Raw genomic sequence first — 24,239 nt, forward strand, 5'->3', positions numbered from 1 at the left:
GCCGCGCCCGGAAAAACGCGGCCCCTGAATGTGGTCCCTATTAAAGCAAAGGATTTACGGGGTATGGATTTCGAGAAGGATCTGAGGGTCGAGGAGACAAACATTCCAGGACTGCTGGTGTTCGACCTGCCGGTGCACGGCGACAACCGTGGCTGGTTCAAGGAGAACTGGCAGCGCGCGAAGATGACCGCGCTAGGCCTGCCGGATTTCGGTCCGGTGCAGAACAACATCAGCTTCAATGCGAAGAAGGGCGTGACGCGAGGCATCCACGCGGAACCGTGGGACAAGTACATCTCGATCGCCACGGGCTCCGTGTTCGGTGCATGGGTGGACCTGCGTCCGGGCGAGAGCTTCGGCCAGGTGTACACGACCGTATTGGATCCATCGAAGGCGATCTACGTGCCGCGTGGCGTGGGCAACAGCTTCCAGGCGTTGGAGGACGGCACTGCGTACACGTATCTCGTGAACGCGCATTGGAGCCTCGAGCAGAAGAAGACGTACACGTTCGTGAACCTCGCCGACCCGGACCTGGACATCCAGTGGCCGATTCCGTTGGACGAGGCCGAACGCAGCGAGGCCGACCTGAAGCACCCGATGCTGAGGGACGCGAAGCCGATGGCGCCTAAGCGCACAATGGTTTTTGGATGCAACGGCAAACTCGGCAAGGCAATCAGGCAATATGCCGAAGATCATCATCTCGAAGGTTTTGAATATCACGACACAGACACCTTCGACATCTCCGATGCGCATGCTTTTGAAAATGTGGATTGGGATTTATACGGCACCATTATTAATGCCGCAGCTTTCACTGCCGTCGATGCTGCCGAAACAGCAGAGGGACGAAAAGCGGCATGGTTGACAAATGTCCAAGGCGTAAAGAACCTTGCTAAAGTCGCTACAGATCACAAAATCACCTTGGTTCATATTTCCAGTGATTACGTATTCGATGGCGAACTTGAATTCCACAAAGAAGACGAAGGCTTCGCGCCACTGGGGGTCTACGGACAGACCAAGGCCGCGGGTGATGCACTTGTGGAAAATGTCCCTCAGCATTATCTCTTGCGTTCTAGCTGGGTTATCGGTGAAGGGCGCAACTTTGTAACCCGCATGCTAGGTCTTGCGCAATCAGGCGAACCTGCAGAAGCGCCACGAGATCAATTCGGGCGTTTGACTTTCACCTTTGATATGGCAAATGCTATTTTCCATCTCCTGACGACCCATGCTGAATACGGTACTTATAACATGACTGGATCCGGCAAAGTTGCTAGCTGGTACGATATCGCAAAGATTGTTTACGAGACCGCAGAAGCTGATATATCTGCGCTTAAGGCAAATTCCGTCGAAGAATATGTTCAGAACACTCACGGTGCACTTCGCCCACGCAATTGTTCTCTGGATCTAAGCAAATTGGAATCCACCGGATATGCACCGGTTGACTGGGAAGAGGCTCTCCACGACTACCTCCAGAAGGAGATTGCAAAATGAAAGGCATCATTCTTGCTGGAGGATCCGGCACGAGGCTTTATCCTCTAACAACCGTCACTTCAAAGCAGCTTCTACCGGTTTATGACAAGCCGATGATCTATTACCCGCTCAGCGTGTTGATGATGGCTGGAATTCGTGACATTTTGATCATCAGCACTCCGAAAGATCTACCGAACTTTGAACGACTTTTGGGAGACGGTAGCCAGTATGGAGTCAATTTCAGTTACAAGGTTCAGCCGTCTCCGGATGGTCTGGCGCAAGCTTTCATCATCGGAGAAGATTTTATCGGAGGCGAACCCTGCGCACTTGTTCTTGGAGATAATATCTTCTATGGAAATGGTCTTGGCAAAACCTTGAGAAGAGCCGCCTCCGTCAAACACGGCGCTACTGTTTTCGGGTATTACGTTGATGATCCTGAACGTTACGGTGTTGTCGAGTTCGACAGTAACCATAAAGCGATATCGATAGTAGAAAAGCCCGAACATCCTGCTAGCAATTATGCTGTTACGGGTCTTTATTTTTACGATGCACGAGTCAGCGAGTTCGCCAAGCAGGTAAAGCCTTCTCCTCGCGGAGAACTCGAAATTACTGATTTGAACAAGATGTATCTAGAAGATAATAGCTTAAACGTCCAAACCTTGGGACGAGGCTATGCTTGGCTTGATACGGGAACAATGGATTCTCTGTTTGAAGCTGGAGAATTCGTGCGAACAATTCAGCATGCTCAGGGTCTTCCGATTGCAGTCGCAGAAGAAATCGCATTTGAAAATGGCTGGATCTCAGCAGAGCAACTTATGGAAGCTGCAATAAAGTATGGAAAATCCCCATATGGAAAGCATCTTAAAGATGTCGCAGACCATAAAATTATATCCCGTCCAAACGATGATCCGCAAATAACTGAATAATAATAAAAAATAGATCGCTGTTTCACGAAGCTCATGAAACAGCGATCTTTTTTATCAGCCTAATAACTAGCCCAATGAGTCGTCAAACTCCAAAGGCATAGGTCTTAGTCTCTACTAACTTCCCATTTGACGTATACAACTCAAAGTGAGTCCAATATATCCCTTTACTAGGTTTTTCCCAAACAGCCCACTGACCGTTAAAACCGGCGACCCATTGTTGCTTGTTTACGTCGTATATCTTAATCTTGTAACGTCCTTGAGCATTATCAGAGGATACTCCCAGCAAAACATCTTTTGACTGCCATCCCGCGTAAGTAGCATTGATCCGCTTGCTGCCCGGAACATATGCAAATGCGATGGTCTTTTCACCAACACTTGTCTTGGAAGCCGCATCGCGCACTTCAAGATGCAACCAATATGTTCCAACATCATCAGACCAGCCGGCCCAATTTGCACTATTCCAATTGGCGATGGTCTTCCATTTGCCCGTATTAACATTGTACGACTGCCACTTGTATTCAAGATCAGTGTACGGAGCATTCACAGATGCTCCAACTGCGATATCTTCATCTCTTACGACCCATAGCAGATTAATTAAGGATTCATACTCCTTATTCCCAAACGCATTCATGTCCACGTTGCCGCTGATGCCGTCCACCTTGCCGGTGCTGGTGTATTGCCATCCGCGACTGTTGGTCGGGAATGAGTCGAATCCCATGCGAGCGCCGTACTGCGCCACCCACGTGGTTTTGGCGTAAATGTCGGCATGTTTCAGCGGTCCTTGCAGGTAGCTGGTGTACGAGTAGACGCCCAGGTTCTTGTATCCGGCGGACTGTAGTGCGCTGTACCAATTGTTGACGATATTGTTGTACACGTTCGGGTCGGTGGGCGGCTGATGCCCTTCCCACGTCCACTTTTCCAGGTCGTAATACACGGGGTACGCCAGATCGCTCGGATTCACGCCAAACTGCTTGAGTTTGGCGACCACGTCGGCACCTTCTTCTTTGGCGAGCGCCGGAGTGTCCGCGTAGGAATACCAGTAGATGCCGAACGGGATGCCAAGTCTCTTGCATTCGGAAATGTTACGTTGCGCTTTCTTGTCGGCATTGTTGCCTTCGCCGTAGCCGAGGCGGATGATCGCGCCTTCCACGCCGTCGGCTTTCGCTTTGGCCCAATCGATGTCGCCTTGCCATTCGGAAACGTCAATCACGCCTTTGGCTTGCTGCACGAACAGGTTGTTCTGGTAGTCGAAGAAAGCTTTCGTATTGTTGTAGGTGCCCCAGTGCGCGCCGTATTCATTGCTTTCGAATTTGGAGAGCTGTACGTTCGCGTCGGCTACAGCATTTTTGACATCTTCCGCACTTACCGGAATGAAGGATTCGCCGTTGGTTTTGGCGAGCGGATCCGGCTGCTGATCTTTCGTGCCGACCAATGTTGGATCGGTCACGATTTCGCCGGTTTCGATGTTCTTGACCTCACCTTCGGGGGTGACAGCCAGGTCTTCCGAAATCACGGTGGCATCGTCGGAAATCTCGTCACTGACGTTATCCGGAAGTTTCGCATTCGGATTGTCAGGCATGCTGTCTTGCGATTGCTGGCCGCCCGTCTGATCATCCGACTGATCGTCAGACTGCATAACAACACCATTATCTGCAGTAACGGAACCGCTTTGCGCAACAGCATCCTCAATCGCAATATCCTGCAATGCGTAAGCCGGCGCAACCGCAACGGAAGCAGTCAACGCAACCGCAGACAGCGCAGTCGCAATCTTCACAACATGATGTGGCGAAACCATTCGTCAGCCTCTCTTGAATACAGTCATCAACCCCAAATATTCGGCGCAAACGCCCTAACCGCCAACTCTAACTGCAACCCACAACCCCGTCCATCCCCAACTCCAAAATCATCCCAATCCCCACATCTCACGCATTACACACTGATAAGAATCGACTAGCTCGTTAGGGGCACCGATATGGCATCATCCATTTCCATATCTCCTTTCCAGCATTCTCGCTGACCTTCCCATCACGCTTCGTAGAGGGACCATTTCCAGGAGGGGAGTACGTGGATCGTGCCAGTGGAATCGGGAAGTTCAATGGTTTCTCCCTCGTTAAGCGTGAGAATCAGGCCGGAATCAACGTTGGTACGTTGCATAACCGCTTGCAGAGAGCCGATTTCTCGCGCCCTGGTTTTCTCATTTCCCATATTGGCACACACTTGAATAAGCCCATACGGTTCCGTAACAAGAGCATCGCCGATAAGAAAGTCAACTTTCTCCTGTTTGGACGTCGGCATAGTGTACGAAGTGATTGTTTCCGTACGCCTACCGGAAGTTCGTCTCTGCAGTTCGCAGAAAATCGCAGTTTCCAGTCGTTTTCCAATATCTTGCTGGTTGGCGCGTGACACCGCGTAAACCATACCCTGATCGACGGCATACATTTTCGGCACCGCAGTACTACCCGGCTTGAGCATGGTGGAATACTCCTCAAGCTGATACGCCAGAAATGCCTGCTTGAACAGCTCGAGTAACGTATTCGCCTTATCCCAATAGATTTTCCAGCCGACCGCTCGCAACGTTTCCACAAGACCATTGGTAGACAGCTCGCAGGCCGTATTGCGCAGCAAAAACAGCGCTATCTGCGTGGCGAGAGTAATGTTTTCACGACCAAGACGCTCGGCAACGTCACGCGCAACCACGTCCCGCACGTAACCTTGGAGCGTTTCAATACGATCAGCTTCAACCATACGTTGCACTGCAGGGAAGCCGCCAATAGTTAGGTAATCGTTGTAGGCAGCTTCAAACCGGGTGACCTCTCGCGGCGAAAACACGGCATCGGCAAGAGTGCTGCCCGCTGTAGGCGTTTCGATTCCCCGAAAGTCGCAGAATTCACGGAAAGACAGTGGCGCCATGGCATGCGGATGCGATCTTCCTCGGAAATTCGTTGCGATTTCTTCGCTGGACAGTTTCGAAGACGATCCAGTAATGACTAGCGTCACAGCTTCATGTTCGGCTATGTGCTGGCAGAATCCCTGCCAATTGGCGCATTCTTGCACTTCGTCAAGGAAGAGGTAGCAGCCATGGTCACGAGAGTCGGGATATTGCCGCCAGTATTCCGTAACAATATCGTTGAGCACGGTGTCTTGCATTGGTTGTAGACGATCGTCAGCGAAGTTGAAATAGAAAATATCATTACGCGAGACGCCGTTTTGTAACAAATCATGAATTTTCTGGAAAAGATAGAACGTTTTGCCGCAACGTCGGATGCCAGTGATGATGTGCACAGCATTGAACACTGCCGGCTGCGGCAGCTCGCGTATGATTTCGATGCGGCGTGACGGCGTAGGAATGTCAAACTGCATGGACTCACGAACCAGCATGGCATACGATTCACATGGATTATCCGGCACCATAAGTTCTTCCTTTCGCCGTCCGTTGCGAAACACCCAACAATCCCAGCATAACACTTCTCAAAAATTTTAAGAAGTTTCCACCAACACTTCTAAAAATTTTTAAGAAGTTACCACAGACGAATAAAACTCCAGAGAATACCTGAATGCATTAACGACTACAACACGAGTGTGGGAAATCGGGGAAGGACGGGTATCGTACGCTGTATATTGGCATTTCAGGTGGACTCTCGGAACGTGATTCAATTGACCTGAATCGGGAGCTGTCACCGGGGAGTGCAGAATAGTAGGCAGATTCTGGAGGGGTTATGGCACGGCACGGCAAGAAGCCAAGCGAGGAAGGTACCTCGCCACACACACCGAGAACACTTGCCGGAAGCGCAACGACCAACACTTCTGCCGACAGCACTGACGCCGCTGCCAGCGGTATCGCTGTCAACAGCTCGACCGTCAGCAGCGCATTTGCCAGCGATGCCGATGGCAATACCGGGAATACGCTTGTCGGCAACGCTTCCAACGAAGTCGAAGCAACCGAAGTCGAAACCAACGCAACCAGTACCAACGCAACCGGAGAGCGCACAATCAGCAGCAGCAACACGGCTGAAATCAGCAACCGGCAATCACACGAATCCAGCGAATCCCGCCAGCCGCAAGACCTATTCGACGCGGCCATAGCGCAAGGCATCAGCGACGGCGACGCTTGGACGGACCAGCGCGTAAAACACATCTACCGCCAGATCATCATCGTCGTAGTCGTCGTAGTCGTTGTTCTGGGCGCGGTCTTCGGATTCACAGGCGTGCGCGCATCGCAGCAAATGCGCGACCTGGCCGCACTCAACGACTGCAAGGAAGCCGTCACGGCCATGAACATCTCCTATTCCAAGGCGTTCCAGCTGAAGGCGAAGATCTCCGAAGCGTTCACCAGCTTCGACGGGTCCTACGATCTCGACAAGCTTGCCGAACTGCACCAGACGGAAGTTACCGCGCCGAAAACGCTGAGCTGCGCCGCCGACACTTCCGCTACCATCAGCAAAGCCAACGCCGCAAAAGCCGAGTACGACAAGCAGACCAAGCAGTTCAAGCAGGCTTTGCAGAAGAGCGACGAATCCGCGGCCACCGATGGCGGTGACGGAACCGACAATAGCGCTGACGGAACGGCCGGCGACGACGGAACGGACGAAGCCACAGACACGGAGGGCGATGCTGGAGTTGCCGGCGACGCGGGCGCCACGGACGGCACCGTCGACCAATCCGGCGCAGCCGACGCGACCGACGCAACGCTGGACGATCAATTCCTCCAGTAAATCAACCGATCGCAACGCTGCCAACCAACCAGCCGATCAAGCCGGCCAATCAACCAGCCGATCAAGCCGGTCAATCAAGCCAACCAGGCCTGTCAACCAAGCCGGTCATTAGCCTCACCGTCTTTACGTTTCTCCCAACTCTTCCATACCCCTTTTCCGCATACCCAACGTTTCTTTTGATTTTAGAATCAAAAGAAAAGCAAAAGAGAGTCACATGGCAGGCAAAAGAAGAAACGCTGAAATTCCGCCATTTTCAAGACTTCACGGCTATAAAATGCAGTAACAAGTCAAAAGAAAAGTGCAAGACTAGGGAAAGACCAAACGAACGGAAAGGAGGCTCTCATGAGCTGGACATCGGCAAATGGTCGAGAGATCACCGATGAGATGATCGATCGTTGGCGCAAATCCTACGAACAAGGCGAATTTCCTGAAGACGAACGAACAGTGGGTGGCGTGATTATGGGACGTCCACCGCTCTCGACCGATAAAAGTCCGGCCCATGGGACGCCATCATGAAGAGATGACAGAAATGGGCAGAGCCTGACGGATGACCATATTTGTGCGCATCGCAGCAAGATTGACTAGGCTTTAATGTGATTGCTCCGTTAAACAAACGCTGCAAGCGTTGCATTGCGGACGCAGAAGGGGAGCCATCTTGAAGAAGAAACGACTGGCACGCGTGATTATTGCCGCGGTAGTGACCGCGGCAATTCTGGTGGCGATCATTGTTGGTTGTGGGCCGAAATGGGGCGACGGTTCAGCAAACGTCAACGGCAGTAATTCCAATAGCAGCAACAGCGCATCAGATAATGTCTCCAGCAACGACAACGCCGCGCAATCCAACAACAATTATGCGACCCGCATCACCGTGAAACTCCCCTCCTACTATTTGGAGAACATGGTTTTCCAACGTGGGAAAACGCTGGTAGTCAAAGGAACGGCCACCACTTCACAACGCGGAAAAGTTGTTGACCCAACGCAACTGATTACAACGATTTCCCAAGGAAAGAAATCAGCATCAGCACAAGCTAAAATTTCCAAAAATGGCGATTTCACCTGCACCTTACCTAAACAAAAAGCAAGCCTTAAACCATATTCATTAACGATTTTATACAACGAAACCACTTTGTTGACTCTGAAAAACGTGTATGTTGGCGACGTATTTATTGCTGCCGGACAGTCGAATATGGAATTGAATTATTCGCAATATTATGAGGGTTCAGGCAACTCCTACAATTTCGGCGGAGGTCTGATAACGACCGACGATCTGCCGAAGCAGCTTTCCGACAACAACGTACACTTCGTTGCGAGCGCCAATTCCTCGAAAGGTACGGATTTTCCGTTACGCGACGTGAATGAGCAGGCTGGCACCTGGCTTGAGGCGACCGCCGATAATTCGCAGCATTTCAGTTATCTGGCGCAGCAGTTTGCCATGCAGCTTCGTGCCGCGCATCCGAACGTGCCGATCGGCATTATTCAAACCGCATGGGGTGGCACGCCGATTCGACGTCACGTGCAAGGCGGTGATATTTATGCGAACCATATTGCGCCTTTGGAAGGGTTCCACGTGGCGGGCGTGCTGTGGTATCAGGGATGCAATGATTCCACGAACGAGGCGACCGCGCTGGCGTACGAGTCGCAGATGACGCTGCTGATCAACCAATATCGTGAAGTGTTCGATCAGGATGATCTGCCGTTCCTGTATGTGCAATTGGCACGCTGGCCCGGCTACCAGTACACGCAAAACGTGCGATTCGCGCAGTTGAACACGTTGAGCAATGCCGGATTACGCAATGCTTCCAACGTTGCAATGACGGTGTCACTGGATACGGACAAGGGCACTTCAACGTTGATACATCCGCTTGGCAAAGATATTCTCGGCGCGCGCATGGCAGCGCAATATCTGGCGATGTCGGAAGGCAAGACCATTCCCAACGGGCCGCTTATCGCGCATGCGAAGCATGCTTCCGATGGCACGATCGTATTGTCGTTCCAGAACGGCACCGCAACCGGTTTGCAGGCGGAAAAGCCCAATTATTCGAAGACTGCGAGCGCGACCGTGCCCGATTATGATGCGAATCCGGACGCGACTCCTTTGAATGGTATTTCCAACGTTGCAACGCCGACTTCCACGCCATTGCAAGGTTTTGAAATTGCCGACGATTCCGGAAAGTGGGTTTCGGCAACGGCAACGATTAAGGGTGATCAGATTGTGCTGAGTGCCGCCGATGGAAGCTCGAATTGCAACGCGGTAACTCAAGTGCGTTACTGGTGGAGTGGGAATCCGGTTATTTCCAGTCTGCTGTATAACGATCTCGGATTGCCTGCAAGTCCGTTTATTGCTGTTGTTGAGTAATACGGCAGATTGATAATCGGGCATTATCCGGCTGCGACGACTAATCGATAAAGCGGACTGTAATTAGGTTAGAATCAGGCCTGTTTCATCGAACTTAAGTCGAAAGCAATGTCGACGGTCAAAATCGACGATCAATCGACGTAGTGCGGGGCGCTGGACGCTATGCGGGGCGTTATGGAGCCGCTATTGCCGTTGCCGTCGGTACTACCGTCTGCATCGAAATCTTGCGATTTACGAAGCGAGCCGGCAGCCAGCGAACGTATGGATCGAACGGAACGGCCAATCTGTGCCTGTTTTTCCTGAGCATCCGACTGTATTGCGGGAATCGTGCCCGTCACAGGGCGAATGCGGCCGGTCGCAGTGGGAATGAAGCTTGGCGGCAACACCTGCGTGGTAACGGCACCCGGCGATGACACATGGTAGTGGGCCATCGAAGCCAGGGAATCGCGGGTATCGAGTTCACGCTGCATATCTAGCTCATCGTCGAACTCAGCCATCGCTGCCCTCCCTCTCTTCAAGCAATCTCTGCCGGTAATCTCTCCACTGGCAACGGTCATCGTTCCGAGCGTAACGCAAGGTAGCATACCGTTACGAACGAAATCAGCGATATGCGCAACTCCCCCACTGTTTCGCAACTTTTCCGTTGCACGTGCCGCAGCGAGCCACGCCAGCGAGCTATTGAAAACCCGCCGTTTTGGCATAAAAAAAGGCTTTCGGAATCATCCGAAAGCCCTACTGGCGGAGAATACGAGATTCGAACTCGTGAGGCTGTTACACCAACACGCTTTCCAAGCGTGCGCCATAGACCACTAGGCGAATTCTCCAATTATGCAACGTCTCACAGTGTCTATCCGCGAAACGCAACTTGATTAGGATACAACAGTTTCTTCCAAACCCCAAATCGGCGTGTCGCAACGTCCCAGATCGCCCACTCACTGGAGGAATCAGCCCGCTGCCAAGACTCTCACAGTCCGAATTCCTCCAGTGGCTGGAACAATCAGTACGCCCATAGGCCTTCTACAGTCCGAAAACCTCCACCCACTGGAGGAAAACACCCGCGCACCGGCCTCCAAACGTCCTGAAACCTCCATCCACTGGAGGAATTGATACGTTGGTATGCTTCCCAGCATCCGGATTCTCCCACCCACTGGAGGAATCTGCCCGCATATACACCCCCGAATTGTCCAGATTCTTCCAGCGAGTGGAGGGATCCGGACACGAGCTCACGTACCGTGAGCACAGCAGCTATCGTTTGGACGCGAAGGCACGCAGGTTGGCGAGCATGGCAGTGAACATCGGACGGACCGGACCGAACTTATCAAGCAGCGATCCCGAAACCGGAGCACTAGCCGCTCCCAGCAACGCGCCAGGCAGCAACACCACGCCTGCAGCAAGCACAGACGCGCCGAATCCCAGTTGCGAAGCGTTCGGAATCATATAGCCGTAACCGATCGTCACAAACTGCAGCAGCACATACGCAAGCAAATGCCAACGGAATTTCACGCTCCGCAACACGGTCAGACGAACCAGCGAGAACGCACGATGCGACACCCAAGCGAACACTAGCAAAGCGGCCATGGCAATCAGCAGCAGAACCACTGCAATCACACATTGCGTAGTCGCGGAAGTATCCCCATTACTCACTGCGGTAACGGCGGATCCGCCACGGTCGAGCGCAAACACGAAACAGACGAATCCGACTGCTAGGCAAAGCACATGCAGCGGATTGATATACGCCTCTTCGGTAGGAGTGACCTGATGAATCGTTTTAAGGCCGCACACCAGCGAAACAAACAGGAACGGCAGCAGAATCACGAAAATCCAACACCACGGCATGAACGTGCCGACAAGACCGCCCACAGTCGGTCCGAGTGCCGGCGCCACGGCCACCACCATGCCTCCAACGCCCATCAGCATGCCGATTTTGCTTTTCGGAGACTGTTCAAGAATGATATTGAACATCAACGGAAGCGCGATTCCCGTGCCCGCTCCCTGTAGTATTCGCGCGGTCATCAGCATAGGAAAGTTCAACGTGCAAGCTGCCATCAGGCAGCCGGTGATGCAGAGCACGATTGCGGTAAGGAAGATGGTACGCAACTTCAGTTTGCGCTTGAAATAGCTTGAGAGCGGCGTGACAAGCGCTACCGTAAGCAGATAGCCGGTCTCAGCCATTGAACAGTGGACGTGTCGACGTGGAATTCCGCCATTAATCCAGGGAAAAGCACGTTGGTGAGGGTTTCCGTAAGGATGCCAATGAAGGCCATGATTCCAGTTGACAGAATGGCAAGAATAAGATTGATGGAGATGTTCTCGTCATCTTGCGTTGCCGTGTTATTGTTTCGCGCAATGGACTGTGACATGGATTTGCGGCCGTTCCCGGCCTTCCCTTTCTTGGCCCGGCTTTACTGAGCCACCATTCCGTTATGCCGGGCAGTTTGCCGGAATGGCGATTATTTGCCCAGAAATACAAAAAGATCCTTGGGAGCGGAGCGCTCTACCAAGGATCTTCATATTATTAAGTTGAATGCGGCGGCGTGCTACTCTCCCACACCCTCTCGAGTGCAGTACCATCGCCGCGACCAGGCCTTAGCTTCCGGGTTCGGAAAGGGACCGGGCGTCTCACCTGGGCCATGACCACCGCAAAACCAATACAACGGCCAACCCCGACGGGCCGGCCGGCAGAACCGGAACCACGCCACGATTCCGATCGTGGCGGTCCGGGAACCGGACAACGGACGCGAGCAACCAAACGCTTCACCGGTATCGTTTCCGTGACCACAAGAAACAATGCTCCTTGCCATCCAACGAAAGAAACCACCACAGGACGAGACCCGACCCAACAAGCGGGTCGGAAAAAGTGTGCCGCGTTCGCCCGTTAGTACCGGTCGGCTCCACCCCTCGCGGGGCTTCCACCTCCGGCCTATCGAACACGTGTTCAACATGCGGGCTTCGGACGCTCCGGGGAGCGTCAAGGAATCCTAATCTTGGAGCAGGCTTCCCGCTTAGATGCTTTCAGCGGTTATCCCTCCCGAACGTAGCCAACCGGCCATGCCGCTGGCGCGACAACCGGCATACCAGAGGTCCGTCCACCCAGGTCCTCTCGTACTATGGGCAGGCCTCCTCAGGATTCCAACGAGCGCAGAGGATAGAGACCAAACTGTCTCACGACGTTCTGAACCCAGCTCGCGTGCCGCTTTAATCGGCGAACAGCCGAACCCTTGGGACCTGCTCCAGCCCCAGGATGCGACGAGCCGACATCGAGGTGCCAAACCATCCCGTCGATATGGACTCTTGGGAATGATCAGCCTGTTATCCCCGGGGTACCTTTTATCCGTTGAGCGATGCCGCGCCCGTGCGCCGGCACCGGATCACTATCTCCGACTTTCGTCCCTGCCCGAACCGTCGTTCTCGCAGTCAAGCCCGCTTGTGCGATTACACTCGAAACCCGATTGCCAACCGGGCTGAGCGGACCTTTGAGCGCCTCCGTTACTCTTTGGGAGGCAACCGCCCCAGTTAAACTACCCGCCAGGCACTGTCCCTGAACAGGATGACTGTTCGAGGTTAGACGTCAAACGAGAACAGAGCGGTATTTCACCTTGCGGCTCCACACGGGCTGGCGCCCATGCTTCGAAGCCTCCCGCCTATGCTACACAATCCGCGCCTAACGCCAATACCAAGGTATAGTAAAGGTCCCGGGGTCTTTTCGTCCTTCTGCGCTTAACGAGCATCTTTACTCGTACTGCAATTTCGCCGAGCTCCTGGTCGAGACAGTGGGGAAGTCGTTACGCCATTCGTGCAGGTCGGAACTTACCCGACAAGGAATTTCGCTACCTTAGGATGGTTATAGTTACCACCGCCGTTTACCGGGGCTTGAATTCACCGCTTCACCCCAAAAGGGGCTGACGGATCCTCTTAACCTTCCGGCACCGGGCAGGCGTCAGTGCATATACAGCGGCTTGCGCCTTCGCATGCACCTGTGTTTTTGGTAAACAGTCGCTACCCCCTGGTCTGTGCCACCCCCCAACGCTCCGAGGGCAAGCCTCTTCACGCCCGGGGGTCTCCCTTATACCGAAGGCACGGGAGTGATTTGCCGAGTTCCTTGACCAGGATTCGCTCGATCGCCTTGGTATTCTCTACCTGACCACCAGTGTCGGTTTGGGGTACGGGCGGCGACGCCCCTCGCGCCGAGGCTTTTCTCGACGGCCTGGACCACCGGATATCGCGTCCAAAGGACGCCCATCATCACACCTCACCCTATGCGTCCCACGGATTTGCCTATGGGACGGGCTGCGTGCTTGACCACGGAAAACCACCTCCGCGGCCGGCTCCCATTCCGTGTCACCCCTGTGCGCTAGCCTACCAGGACTACGCTCCCAACGACCGCGGACCCCGAACCCCGAAGGGAACGACGCCACGCGACCGGAGGTTAGTACTCATCCGTTCGGCTCTTACGGTACGCCGCCGGTACGGGAATATCCACCCGTTCATCCATTCGACTACGCCTGTCGGCCTCGCCTTAGGACCCGACTCACCCGGGGACGACGAACGTGGCCCCGGAACCCTTGGTCATCCAGCGGACGGGATCCTCACCCGTCTCTCGCTACTCATGTCTGCATTCTCACTCCCGCGCGGTCCACGGCACGGTTCCCCGGCCGCTTCGCCCCACGCGGGACGCTCTCCTACCCAACGGCCGCAAAGGCCGCTGCCGCGTCTTCGGTGGTGTGCTTGAGCCCCGCTACATTGTCGGCGCGGAACCACTAGACCAGTGAGCTGTTACGCACTCTTTCAAGGATGGCTGCTTCTGAGCCAACCTCCTGGCTGTCTATGCGACTCCACATCCTTTCCCACTTAGCACACGCTTCGGGACCTTAGACGACGATCTGGGCTGTCTCCCTCTCGACGACGGAGCTTATCCCCCGCCGACTCACTGCCGGAATACACATCCACGGTATTCGGAGTTTGGCTGCTATTGGTACCCGACACGGGCCCGCAAGCATCCAGTAGCTCTACCCCCGCGATGCAATCAACCGACGCTGCACCTAAATGCATTTCGGAGAGAACCAGCTATCACGGAATTTGATTGGCCTTTCACCCCTAGCCCCAGGTCATCCCCCCGGTTTTCAACCCAGGTGGGTTCGGTCCTCCACGCGGTCTTACCCGCGCTTCAACCTGCCCAGGGCTAGATCATCCCGCTTCGGGTCCAGGGCGCGCGACTCAAAACGCCTTTTGAGACTCGCCTTCGCTACGGCTCCCCCACCACGGGTTAGCCTCGCCACGCACCACTGACTCGCAGACTCATTTTTCGATAGGCACGCCGTCACCCCACAAGGAGGCTCCGACGGATTGTAGGCGCACGGTTTCAGGAACTCTTTCACTCCCCTCCCGGGGTGCTTTTCACCTTTCCCTCACGGTACTGGTACGCTATCGGTCAGACAGGTATGCTTAGACTTACCCCACGGTCGGGGCCGATTCACACGGGATTCCACGAGGCCCGCGCTACTTGGGACACATGATCGGAAGACGGCAAGCTTCCAGGTACGGGGCTGGCACCCTCTGCGGCCAGGCCTTCAAGCCTGTTCCCCTGGCAAGCCGTTTTATGACTCCCGCCCGGTCCGTCGGAACCGGGACACACGCTCCCGCAACACCACGAACGCAACCCCCGACGGGTATCACGCGCCCATGGTTTGGTCTGATCCGCTTTCGCTCGCCACTACTCACGGAGTATCCCTTCCTGCAGGTACTGAGATGTTTCACTTCCCTGCGTACCCCCGGAACAACAAGGTTCCGTGCCGGCCCATGACGGCCGGCGGGTTGCCCCATTCGGAAATCCTCGGATCGAAGCCATGTTGGAGGCTCCCCGAGGCTTATCGCATCCTCAAACGTCCTTCATCGGTACTGTCTGCCAAGGCATCCACCATACGCCCTTCAGGGCGGCACACGCCCCGAAAAAACCCAATGATAGCTTCAAACGCCAGACGACAAATCATCACACTGTAAAAAATGATCACAAAACGATCGATCTCGAAACCAGACTCCAAAAAAGAAGCCTGGCGAAATCGCGATAAAGCAAACGATGACATCACATCATCGCATTGCTCGCGTCCACTATCCAGTTCTCAAACCACCACGCGCCCCGACCGGACCCGACCCGCGGCCCGCAAGGCCGACGGCGTCCCACCAGGGGCATCCGGAAAACCGCACGCACCCAAAACGGATGCGGGTGGCGGTCCGGGAACCCAAAAGCATATCCGCACCACTCCCCGCCGGCCCCAAGGGCCCGCGAAGCCAACGATCTCTTCCACACCAGCACGCCCACACGAACCCGGGAACCATCCCCGGCGCATGGGCCACACGACGGACGCCAGACCGGCGTCCTGAAAAACTCCGTAGAAAGGAGGTGATCCAGCCGCACCTTCCGGTACGGCTACCTTGTTACGACTTAGTCCCAATCACGAGTCTCACCTTAGACGGCTCCATCCACAAAGGGTTAGGCCACCGGCTTCGGGTGCTACCCACTTTCATGACTTGACGGGCGGTGTGTACAAGGCCCGGGAACGCATTCACCGCGGCGTTGCTGATCCGCGATTACTAGCGACTCCGCCTTCATGGAGTCGGGTTGCAGACTCCAATCCGAACTGAGACCGGTTTTCAGGGATCCGCTCCACGTCGCCGTGTCGCATCCCGTTGTACCGGCCATTGTAGCATGCGTGAAGCCCTGGACGTAAGGGGCATGATGATCTGACGTCATCCCCACCTTCCTCCGAGTTGACCCCGGCGGTCCCCCGTGAGTTCCCACCATGACGTGCTGGCAACACAGGGCGAGGGTTGCGCTCGTTGCGGGACTTAACCCAACATCTCACGACACGAGCTGACGACGACCATGCACCACCTGTGAACCCGCCCCGAAGGGAGGCCATATCTCTACGGCTGTCGGGAACATGTCAAGCCCAGGTAAGGTTCTTCGCGTTGCATCGAATTAATCCGCATGCTCCGCCGCTTGTGCGGGCCCCCGTCAATTTCTTTGAGTTTTAGCCTTGCGGCCGTACTCCCCAGGCGGGATGCTTAACGCGTTAGCTCCGACACGGAACCCGTGGAACGGGCCCCACATCCAGCATCCACCGTTTACGGCGTGGACTACCAGGGTATCTAATCCTGTTCGCTCCCCACGCTTTCGCTCCTCAGCGTCAGTAACGGCCCAGAGACCTGCCTTCGCCATTGGTGTTCTTCCCGATATCTACACATTCCACCGTTACACCGGGAATTCCAGTCTCCCCTACCGCACTCCAGCCCGCCCGTACCCGGCGCAGATCCACCGTTAAGCGATGGACTTTCACACCGGACGCGACGAACCGCCTACGAGCCCTTTACGCCCAATAATTCCGGATAACGCTTGCACCCTACGTATTACCGCGGCTGCTGGCACGTAGTTAGCCGGTGCTTATTCGAAAGGTACACTCACCCGAAGGCTTGCTCCCGATCAAAAGCGGTTTACAACCCGAAGGCCGTCATCCCGCACGCGGCGTCGCTGCATCAGGCTTGCGCCCATTGTGCAATATTCCCCACTGCTGCCTCCCGTAGGAGTCTGGGCCGTATCTCAGTCCCAATGTGGCCGGTCGCCCTCTCAGGCCGGCTACCCGTCGTAGGCTCGGTGGGCCGTTACCCCGCCGACTACCTGATAGGACGCGACCCCATCCCATACCGATGAAATCTTTCCCGACACCCCATGCGAGGAGTCGGAGCATCCGGCATTACCACCCGTTTCCAGGAGCTATTCCGGTGTATGGGGCAGGTCGGTCACGCATTACTCACCCGTTCGCCACTCTCACCACCAAGCAAAGCCTGATGGATCCCGTTCGACTTGCATGTGTTAAGCACGCCGCCAGCGTTCATCCTGAGCCAGAATCGAACCCTCCACAAAAAAAACTTTGCAGAAAGCCAACATGTGACTCTCAAAAACAAGAAAATTGACGATCGCCTTATAAGGAAAGGCGCATCGCACGAAAACCTCACCGTCCTTCAAGGCCTCCCGGCCACTCGCGAACGAGCGGACGATGAACTGGCAATCATTGACTATAAAGAAGTAGTACAAATACGCTCTTGAGTTCTCAAACCACCACCGCTCACCCGCCTCGAGGCACCCCAACCGGGGAACCACTCGCCGAGCGGCAGCAAGAGATAAACCTACAGCACAATCCCATTCCACGCAAATCGGGCATGACGAAACAAGACGCGGACCCTTGCAAACACTGGAAAGCATCGGCGTGTCGAAAACACGGGAAAAACGGACTGCGGACGCCATCGCGTGGCGAAAGACCGTCGGAAAAACCCTGAAACACCTCACCGCAAACCAACATCCGGGCGTGTCGCAACCACACTATCCGTTTACGGCCCATCCCCCAAGCCAACCCATCCGAGAAAACCTCCCAGCTGAAAGCTGAAATAGGAGAAACAGAAGAAAGCAGATAAACGAAACCGCACCGCCGATCGTTGTCCTGAACACATTCAGATCCCAACTGATCGAAAGTGCGGTTTTGCATATGCGCGTGCAAGCGACGGCAGAACAAGGCAGCGCAGCCAAAAATCGATTAATCGGTGCAACCGAAACGGTAGAGGGCCCAACCCTGGCCGTATTGCGAATAATCGGCAACCTTCACCAACGTGCCGCCATCCACATACGTATCAATCAATTCCTCATTGTGGAAGGAATCGTACTGGGCGCGATACGGGAATGACTGCAGACTCTGCGCCTGGTCGCCCATCGTAAGGAAGTATTCCGGAGCGTCGGTCAGCGGACATACCGTGCCGAGCACCTGCTGCGCATCGCCGGAAGCAAACGCGGTCTCCACTTTGCCGAACGGAGCGGATGGCACATCGGTGCGCGCATTGATGATCGGATACAACATGTTCGCGTTGAACAGCGTCTCCGCATACATCGAACCGTTCAACGGATCGGAAATGATGGTGGCCTGGGTGCCCGTACGTTTCGTGACCTTGCGCAGCACAGCGATCTTTTGCTCGGTGAGCTGCTCGTTGGGGTCGCTTTGGTTCAGACTGGAATGCGCGATGATCGTGTCGCGAGCCGCGGAACGCGATGGGCATACGATCTGCGCGGAAACCGCAAGTATCGCAATCACAAGGAATACGGCGATTAGGACGATCCAATTGGAAGCGAAAGAAGCGTTCTTCACGGAAGAAACAGCAGACGCAGAAGAAAGGGAAGGAACGGAAGAAGCACTATTCTTCGTGGAAAAGGACGATGCAGAAGGAGCGAAAGAAGCGGATGCGGCGCACGCGGAAACGCATTCGGCAAGAGCGTTGATTCCAATGACAAGCAGCGGCAGCGTGACCAGCGGAAGCATGGTCATAATACGGTTTTCATCGCGATACCACGGAGCGCTGATGATATTCGGCAACGCGCCGACCAGCGTGACCGTGCACACATACACCAGCGTGACCAGCAGGAATGCGGCCGTCAACGCAATCACGTCACGCAGGCGATCGTTGCGACGAAGTCGAGATGATTCGGACGACGCGGACGCGGCATCAGTGGCGTTGGAGTGCGACGCAGGTGGCGGACAGGAAACGGAAACCGGGGAATCAGCGGCGGAAACCGCAATATCAGAAGTCGAAGCATCAACATCGACATCAGCAGAAGCCACGGGAACCACAGTGGAAGCAGCCGACGAAAACGAATCCGAAGCACGCGCAGCCGCGCGGCGGGAAGCGCAAACGAAAGCGGCCGCAGTTCCCGCAATCAGCAACAGTGCGAACAGAATCGCAGGAAAACCGTCAAGCCCATCCGTGAGACAGAACGAAATCGACTCCCACAAATTCTTGGACGGCTGATGGCTATGGAACCAGGAATCGGGATTCGCCCAACGGTCCGATTTGAACGACGTCAGCATCAACGCCACAAACGCCACCGCACCGACGCACATGGCAATGAACGCGCCAAGAATCAGCTTCCACGGCAAGCGCAGCACAATGAACGGCACCAGAATCAGAGCATACGTGAATGCGATACGCGGGTGCGCAACGAGGCAAACCACGCCTGCGACAGCAGCGATCGCAAGCCATTTTGCTATATGCTCGCGCGCGGCGATCGCATCGAACAAGCGCAATGTGGCGGCGATGAGGAACGGCAGCAGCGACGTGGCGAAACCGAATGCGATCAGCGGACCGGCATTCAGCAGTCCGTACGGGTGGCACACCGAGCTGACGGCAAGCACGGGCACGAACAGTCCAATCAGATTCTGCAGAACGAAAGTAGCGTCGAAAGTGACGTTATATTGCCGATTCACAGCTGACGATACCTGCTGATTTGAAACATTCGACGATTCAGATACGGACGACGATTCAGGCGTAGACGATGCTTGAGAAATACGTGAAATTGGATTGGAAATTGGATTACCGCGATTCCAACGTTGCAGGAAATACCTGCATAATACCAGCATTCCGGCAGGGAAAATCACGCCCGAAGCAATGATCCACGTGATATTGAATGCCGCGTAGATCGAACATTGCACGCCGAACAGCGCCGCGATCTTAATCACAAGGTAAGCACAGACGTGAAACAACGGCGGATAAAACGAATCATGCGGCCACAAATGCAGAGCCGCCCCCAATCCCTCGTCAAGCAGACGGTGAATGAAATAGTAATGCGCGGGGGCATCGCTGCTGACGATCGGCGTATTCCACACCGTGGAGGGGAACCACGCAATCACCAGGCATAGTGCGGACGCGACGCCGATAATCGACGTAAGCCACGGCAATAACGCGTGACGCGATGCAGGACGCAGCATCGCGTGGCACCGCTGCAGGCCATGTTTCTGCCCGGACGGACCGCCCTTGGCTGAATCATTCCTGGCTGGACCATTCGTAGCCGAACCATCCTTGGCCGAGCCATTCTGCCGAGCCTGAGTCTGCACATAAGCCTGCACATGAGTTCGCGCACGAGCCTGAGCCGAGCCACAATCGCCCGACACGGAACCGGTATTCGTAATCTGTTCGGAAGTCATCGATTCCATCGTAGCGAGTGCCGCAACCATGCTCAACGCTTATTCTCTGGAATCACTTTTCAGGAATCATTCAGACTTCATGCAGGGGTATAACAGTGTTGCGCAAGAAAACAATCACGTTGGAAGCCCAAGATGATTGCACGGGACGCATCATGCGCTACGGGCCTGCCTTGCTGCGGAGCGCGCGTCCCGGCCAACGCTGACGTCGGCATGCGCCGGCGCGCTATAACAGAGAACTGGAGAAGTACCGCATGTTCGTTCTCAAGAACGCATGGGCGGCGCTTGGTCGCGTCAAATGGCGCACCGCGCTGATCGCCCTACTCGCACTACTGGTGTCTTTCTCGGCTGCCGTGGACTTGGCAGTGATTCGAGCCGACGACACCGCCAATAATGAAACATACCAGTCGCAAAAAGCCACGGCGGTGATTCGTCCGAACGCGCAAACACAAGCCAAGCGCGACGGTGCCGATTCCAGCTATACCGACAAGTATTTGACGTGGGAAAAGTACAGCACGTATGCAACGGCCGCACAGAGCAACAACGTGACCTTCAATTACACGTTGGCAACATCGGTGCCGGTGCGCGAAAGCAAGTCGTTGCAGGCGATCGCCGCGAAAAACGACACCAGCGAAGACAAGACCGGCGGCAACCTGACTCTGCAGGCGTTCTACACGTTGGACGCCGCGAAAATCAACGACTACGGCTACTACAAGGTAGTCAAAGGCAAGCATCTGAGCTATAAGACGCAGAGCGACGGCGTACTCATTTCGCAGGCGCTGGCCGATAAGAACAATCTCAAGGTCGGCGACAAAGTGACGGTCGGCAATCCGTCGAAGGCTTCCGACACATACACGTTCACCGTGCGCGGCATTTACGAATACGACAGCGACGTGCCGGAAGGCAACGGATCCGACGCGAAATACGCAAAGGACAATCGTGAGAACGTGATCTACACGACGTATATCAACTTCGCCAAGAACGGGCTTGACACGACGGAGGCCACGGGATGGGCCATTCCGAATCTGAATATCATCTTCTCGCTGGCGAATCCTTCCACCTACAACACGTTCGTGCGCTTGGTGAAGAAGGCCAAGTTGGACACGAAGACGTACGAGATCACCTCGCCGTCGCTTACCGCTTACAAGAAGTCGATCGAGCCGCTTGATTCCGCCGCTTCGGCAGCGCGCATCATGCTGATTGCCGTGACGATTGTCGGTGGCATCGCTTTGCTGGCATTGATTGCATGTGCTGCGATTGGCGGCCGCCGCGATGAGATCGGCATGGCGATGATCACAGGTGTGACCAAGGGCCGTTTGGGATGGCAGTTCATGCTGGAAACGTTCATGATGACGGTTCCGGGTTGGATTGTCGGTTTGGTTGCGGGCGCGCTGTTGGCGAAGCCGATCGGCACCGCATGGGCCGGCGGGCAGGCTGTGTCGATGACGTCCGCTTCGGTGTGGAACGTGATCTGGTACGGCTTGGGCGCATGCCTGGTGCTTGGCATCGTGGCATTCGCGCGCGTGGCCTGCTTCAACCTGAACCAACTGTTTGAGGAACGCTCGGAGGTGAAGGCATGAGCGACAACATGAATGATAAGAACGAGAACCTCGACGAGACCGTGGTCGACGAGACCGTGGTCGACGAGACTGCCGAGACCGCATCAAACGAGACCGTCGATGATGTTGCGACTGACGATATTGCAGCTGACGCATCTTCCGCTGATTCCATTGAATCCATCGATTTTGCGGTGGTATACGACGATGACAATGCAGATATCGAAATTGCCGCAACTGACGGCGCGGAAATTTCCGACGATGTAAACGATGGCGATACTGCAGTAGCTGCCGACGGCGATGCTGTGGTATCTGCAGATAATGCAGATACCACTGAAGTTGCAGATGACGCTGCAACTGCTGCTGATACTGCGGATGGTTCGGATGTGGTCGCCAACAATGCGAATCAGGTGAGGGAAACGCTTGCCTTGCGTTCTTCCGACGAACCGACCGTGCTGGAATCACATGAAATGGTGAAAGCCGATTCCGCAACCAGCGTCTCCTCACAGCTCGACCGCGAAATCAAGCATCATCGCAAGAAGGATGCGTTTTTCTTCAAAGCGAATCCGACGTTCGCACTCGATCATGTGACCGTGATCAATCGCAAGACCGGCCGCAATATTCTCGACGACCTATCGCTGTCGTTCCATGCGGGCGCCACGCATGCGGTGCTCGTGGACGCGGAGGATCGCGAACAGCATCAGGCGTTGCTGGCCACCATGGTCGGCATGGTACGCACGGACCGCGGCAACGTGATGCACAAAAGCACCAACCTGAGCGACGTCGAACCGGTCGAAATGTTGGGACACCGCATCGGATTCATTCCGCAACGTTTCGCTTTCCGCCCCGACCTCGACGCGGAAAGCAATGTACTGTACGCCATGGATGCGTCGAACCGCAACTTCCTCAAGCCGAAGCCTGTGATCGCCCGCGAACTGCTCAAGCGCGTGGGCTTCGACGAAGTGACGTCCGGCCTGGCAGTCGGCGAAGTAAGCGAACTGAACCAGCGCCGCGTGGCCATCGCTCGTGCGCTGAGCTGCGAGGCTGAAGTGATCATCGCCGACGAGCCGACCGCTGGATTGGATGCCGACGATGCGGCCGTGGTGTTGGATCTGTTGAAGAAGTTCAAGCGCGATGCCGACCGCAAGCGCGCCATCATCGTGGTGACCACCAATCCGGAGATCGCCGATGCGATGGAGCACAGCGTGGAACTCGACTAGCCGCCTAGTGCAACGGGCGCACGAACATAGACTCTTTCGTGCGCCCATAGGTAAGCCCTTTGGAATTCTGGTTTTAGCCAAATTCCAAAGGGCTTGCGTGTTCTGAAAACGGTCTGCCCTACTCGACGATACGCATGTGGTACTGCTCGGCGAGCGGCGTGACGTCAAGCACGCCGTATCGTTCGAGCAGCCGCAGCCATTCGCGCCTGTTACTTTCGCCGAAACGGGCCGCCTTGCGCGCATAGGCTTCGGCCGTCAGGAACTTCGGCGGAATCGACTTGCTGTTGTACTTGTCGGCCACCATCACCACTTCCTGCTCAAGATTCATGGGCACATAGTCGGCCGGAGGCAATGGCAATCCTTGCGATTCCACCGCTTCTTTGGTGAGTCCCACACCGGTGTGGTTGCGCGCGAACTGCGCGATAGACTCGTCAACACCCTCATTCAACAAATATTCGTAGCCTTTAAGCCCATGCCGCACGTAATTCGGACCGTCGAATTTCAGCGGTCCACCGTCGGAACCGTCTTGCTTGAGCAGAAAATACGTGCCGATATCATGCAGCAGACCACCGATCACCACCAGATGCTCGTCGATCAGCCTCGGCGGAACGGTCCCGCCCGTAAGCCCGTCCGATGATGGAATGGAGGGGATGCGAAGCATACCGAACGATTCGCTTCCATTGCCGTCTTGCGTAAGCCTAAGGCCGAAATCGCCCGCTTTTTCAGGGGCATCGTCCGGTAGTGTGCAGCGGCGGGTGAACAGTGCATTCTGCCTGCGTGCCATGCGACGTGCGATGTCGGCGACGACTACGCAATGTCCGTGAATCAAATCGTATGCGGCTTGCGATTGCGCGATTTTTCGATGCAGTTCGTCAACTTGGGCGAGTGTAGGAATATATCCGGTTGTCATACCGCCTATCTTAGGCGCTGTATGACGATTGCCGCATGCTGAATCCGGTCGAAAAAAACTGGAAATCCCCGATGAAAGTT

At 55.1% G+C, this 24,239-nt stretch carries 14 protein-coding genes, 1 tRNA gene and 3 rRNA genes; 7 read left to right on the top strand and 11 right to left on the bottom strand.

Features of this window, described 5'->3' with window-relative positions:
• The first annotated feature begins 63 nt into the window (after positions 1–63).
• Together BBPC_RS08290 and rfbA are read left to right on the top strand one after the other, a co-directional pair.
• Positions 64–1,485 (top strand): sugar nucleotide-binding protein, encoded by a 1,422-nt coding sequence (locus BBPC_RS08290; RefSeq protein WP_004223110.1) that lies wholly within the window; start codon positions 64–66, stop codon positions 1,483–1,485.
• Positions 1,482–2,390: a glucose-1-phosphate thymidylyltransferase RfbA gene (rfbA, locus tag BBPC_RS08295; RefSeq protein ID WP_004223109.1), complete on the top strand. Its 909-nt coding sequence runs from the start codon at positions 1,482–1,484 to the stop codon at positions 2,388–2,390. Before BBPC_RS08290 ends, rfbA begins: the two co-directional genes overlap by 4 nt.
• An 82-nt stretch (positions 2,391–2,472) precedes the next feature.
• Here the strand turns inward: rfbA and BBPC_RS08300 are convergent, their stop codons facing one another.
• On the bottom strand, positions 2,473–4,185 hold the full coding sequence (locus tag BBPC_RS08300) for a glycoside hydrolase family 25 protein (protein ID WP_004223106.1): 1,713 nt from the start codon (positions 4,183–4,185) through the stop codon (positions 2,473–2,475).
• A gap of 230 nt (positions 4,186–4,415) precedes the next feature.
• Positions 4,416–5,801 (bottom strand): ATP-binding protein, encoded by a 1,386-nt coding sequence (locus BBPC_RS08305; RefSeq protein ID WP_152595410.1) that lies wholly within the window; start codon positions 5,799–5,801, stop codon positions 4,416–4,418.
• 305 nt (positions 5,802–6,106) lie between these two features.
• Between BBPC_RS08305 and BBPC_RS09400 the strand changes: the two genes are divergently transcribed.
• Positions 6,107–7,102 carry a hypothetical protein gene (locus tag BBPC_RS09400; RefSeq protein ID WP_004223102.1) on the top strand — a complete coding sequence of 332 codons (996 nt, stop codon included), beginning with the start codon at positions 6,107–6,109 and terminating at the stop codon, positions 7,100–7,102.
• Between the two features lie 342 nt (positions 7,103–7,444).
• A complete protein-coding gene (locus tag BBPC_RS09875; protein WP_004223100.1) occupies positions 7,445–7,618 on the top strand; it encodes a hypothetical protein in 174 nt (57 codons plus the stop codon).
• Between the two features lie 369 nt (positions 7,619–7,987).
• On the opposite strand, the gene BBPC_RS10135 is transcribed toward BBPC_RS09875, so the two are convergent.
• Positions 7,988–8,218 (bottom strand): hypothetical protein, encoded by a 231-nt coding sequence (locus tag BBPC_RS10135; RefSeq protein WP_226598592.1) that lies wholly within the window; start codon positions 8,216–8,218, stop codon positions 7,988–7,990.
• A 13-nt stretch (positions 8,219–8,231) separates the two neighbouring features.
• Here BBPC_RS10135 and BBPC_RS08315 point away from each other — a divergent pair, with 13 nt between their 5' ends.
• The gene (locus BBPC_RS08315; RefSeq protein ID WP_226644876.1) at positions 8,232–9,458 is read left to right on the top strand and encodes a sialate O-acetylesterase; all 1,227 of its coding nucleotides are present in this window, start codon (positions 8,232–8,234) and stop codon (positions 9,456–9,458) included.
• Positions 9,459–9,589: 131 nt separating this feature from the next.
• Here BBPC_RS08315 and BBPC_RS08320 read toward each other — a convergent pair whose 3' ends face one another.
• From BBPC_RS08320 to BBPC_RS08355, 7 genes are all read right to left on the bottom strand, one after another.
• Positions 9,590–9,955, bottom strand: a complete 366-nt coding sequence (locus tag BBPC_RS08320; RefSeq protein ID WP_022244802.1) for a hypothetical protein — start codon at positions 9,953–9,955, stop codon at positions 9,590–9,592.
• 239 nt (positions 9,956–10,194) lie between these two features.
• Positions 10,195–10,282 (bottom strand) — tRNA-Ser (locus BBPC_RS08325).
• Positions 10,283–10,703: 421 nt separating this feature from the next.
• A complete protein-coding gene (locus BBPC_RS08330; RefSeq protein WP_004223094.1) occupies positions 10,704–11,630 on the bottom strand; it encodes an MFS transporter in 927 nt (308 codons plus the stop codon).
• 352 nt (positions 11,631–11,982) lie between these two features.
• Positions 11,983–12,100, bottom strand: a 5S ribosomal RNA gene (gene rrf, locus BBPC_RS08335).
• A 214-nt stretch (positions 12,101–12,314) separates the two neighbouring features.
• A 23S ribosomal RNA gene (locus tag BBPC_RS08340) occupies positions 12,315–15,396 on the bottom strand.
• Between the two features lie 452 nt (positions 15,397–15,848).
• Positions 15,849–17,376: ribosomal RNA gene (locus BBPC_RS08345) — 16S ribosomal RNA — on the bottom strand.
• Together the 16S, 23S and 5S rRNA genes form the textbook arrangement of a ribosomal RNA operon.
• 667 nt (positions 17,377–18,043) lie before the next feature.
• Positions 18,044–20,476, bottom strand: a complete 2,433-nt coding sequence (locus BBPC_RS08355) for a DUF6541 family protein (RefSeq protein WP_227572483.1) — start codon at positions 20,474–20,476, stop codon at positions 18,044–18,046.
• A 251-nt stretch (positions 20,477–20,727) separates the two neighbouring features.
• Here BBPC_RS08355 and BBPC_RS08360 point away from each other — a divergent pair, with 251 nt between their 5' ends.
• Positions 20,728–22,053: an ABC transporter permease gene (locus tag BBPC_RS08360; RefSeq protein ID WP_004223402.1), complete on the top strand. Its 1,326-nt coding sequence runs from the start codon at positions 20,728–20,730 to the stop codon at positions 22,051–22,053.
• Entirely contained in the window at positions 22,050–23,249 is a 1,200-nt protein-coding gene (locus tag BBPC_RS08365) for an ATP-binding cassette domain-containing protein (protein WP_004223405.1), read from the top strand. The genes BBPC_RS08360 and BBPC_RS08365 overlap by 4 nt, the downstream gene beginning before the upstream one ends.
• A 118-nt stretch (positions 23,250–23,367) precedes the next feature.
• Here the strand turns inward: BBPC_RS08365 and BBPC_RS08370 are convergent, their stop codons facing one another.
• A complete protein-coding gene (locus BBPC_RS08370; protein ID WP_004223407.1) occupies positions 23,368–24,159 on the bottom strand; it encodes an HD domain-containing protein in 792 nt (263 codons plus the stop codon).
• Positions 24,160–24,239 lie beyond the last annotated feature (80 nt).

The organism is Bifidobacterium pseudocatenulatum DSM 20438 = JCM 1200 = LMG 10505 (assembly GCF_001025215.1).
GTDB classification, from domain to species: Bacteria; Actinomycetota; Actinomycetes; order Actinomycetales; family Bifidobacteriaceae; genus Bifidobacterium; species Bifidobacterium pseudocatenulatum.

What these genes read in the sequence shown, in the direction of transcription:
- BBPC_RS08290 (WP_004223110.1), top strand. Translation starts at nt 64, where the DNA reads ATGGATTTCGAGAAGGATCTGAGGGTCGAGGAGACAAACATTCCAGGA.
- rfbA (WP_004223109.1), top strand. Translation starts at nt 1,482, where the DNA reads ATGAAAGGCATCATTCTTGCTGGAGGATCCGGCACGAGGCTTTATCCT.
- BBPC_RS08300 (WP_004223106.1), bottom strand. Translation starts at nt 4,185, where the DNA reads ATGGTTTCGCCACATCATGTTGTGAAGATTGCGACTGCGCTGTCTGCG.
- BBPC_RS08305 (WP_152595410.1), bottom strand. Translation starts at nt 5,801, where the DNA reads ATGGTGCCGGATAATCCATGTGAATCGTATGCCATGCTGGTTCGTGAG.
- BBPC_RS09400 (WP_004223102.1), top strand. Translation starts at nt 6,107, where the DNA reads ATGGCACGGCACGGCAAGAAGCCAAGCGAGGAAGGTACCTCGCCACAC.
- BBPC_RS09875 (WP_004223100.1), top strand. Translation starts at nt 7,445, where the DNA reads ATGAGCTGGACATCGGCAAATGGTCGAGAGATCACCGATGAGATGATC.
- BBPC_RS08320 (WP_022244802.1), bottom strand. Translation starts at nt 9,955, where the DNA reads ATGGCTGAGTTCGACGATGAGCTAGATATGCAGCGTGAACTCGATACC.
- BBPC_RS08330 (WP_004223094.1), bottom strand. Translation starts at nt 11,630, where the DNA reads ATGGCTGAGACCGGCTATCTGCTTACGGTAGCGCTTGTCACGCCGCTC.
- BBPC_RS08355 (WP_227572483.1), bottom strand. Translation starts at nt 20,476, where the DNA reads ATGACTTCCGAACAGATTACGAATACCGGTTCCGTGTCGGGCGATTGT.
- BBPC_RS08360 (WP_004223402.1), top strand. Translation starts at nt 20,728, where the DNA reads ATGTTCGTTCTCAAGAACGCATGGGCGGCGCTTGGTCGCGTCAAATGG.
- BBPC_RS08365 (WP_004223405.1), top strand. Translation starts at nt 22,050, where the DNA reads ATGAGCGACAACATGAATGATAAGAACGAGAACCTCGACGAGACCGTG.
- BBPC_RS08370 (WP_004223407.1), bottom strand. Translation starts at nt 24,159, where the DNA reads ATGACAACCGGATATATTCCTACACTCGCCCAAGTTGACGAACTGCAT.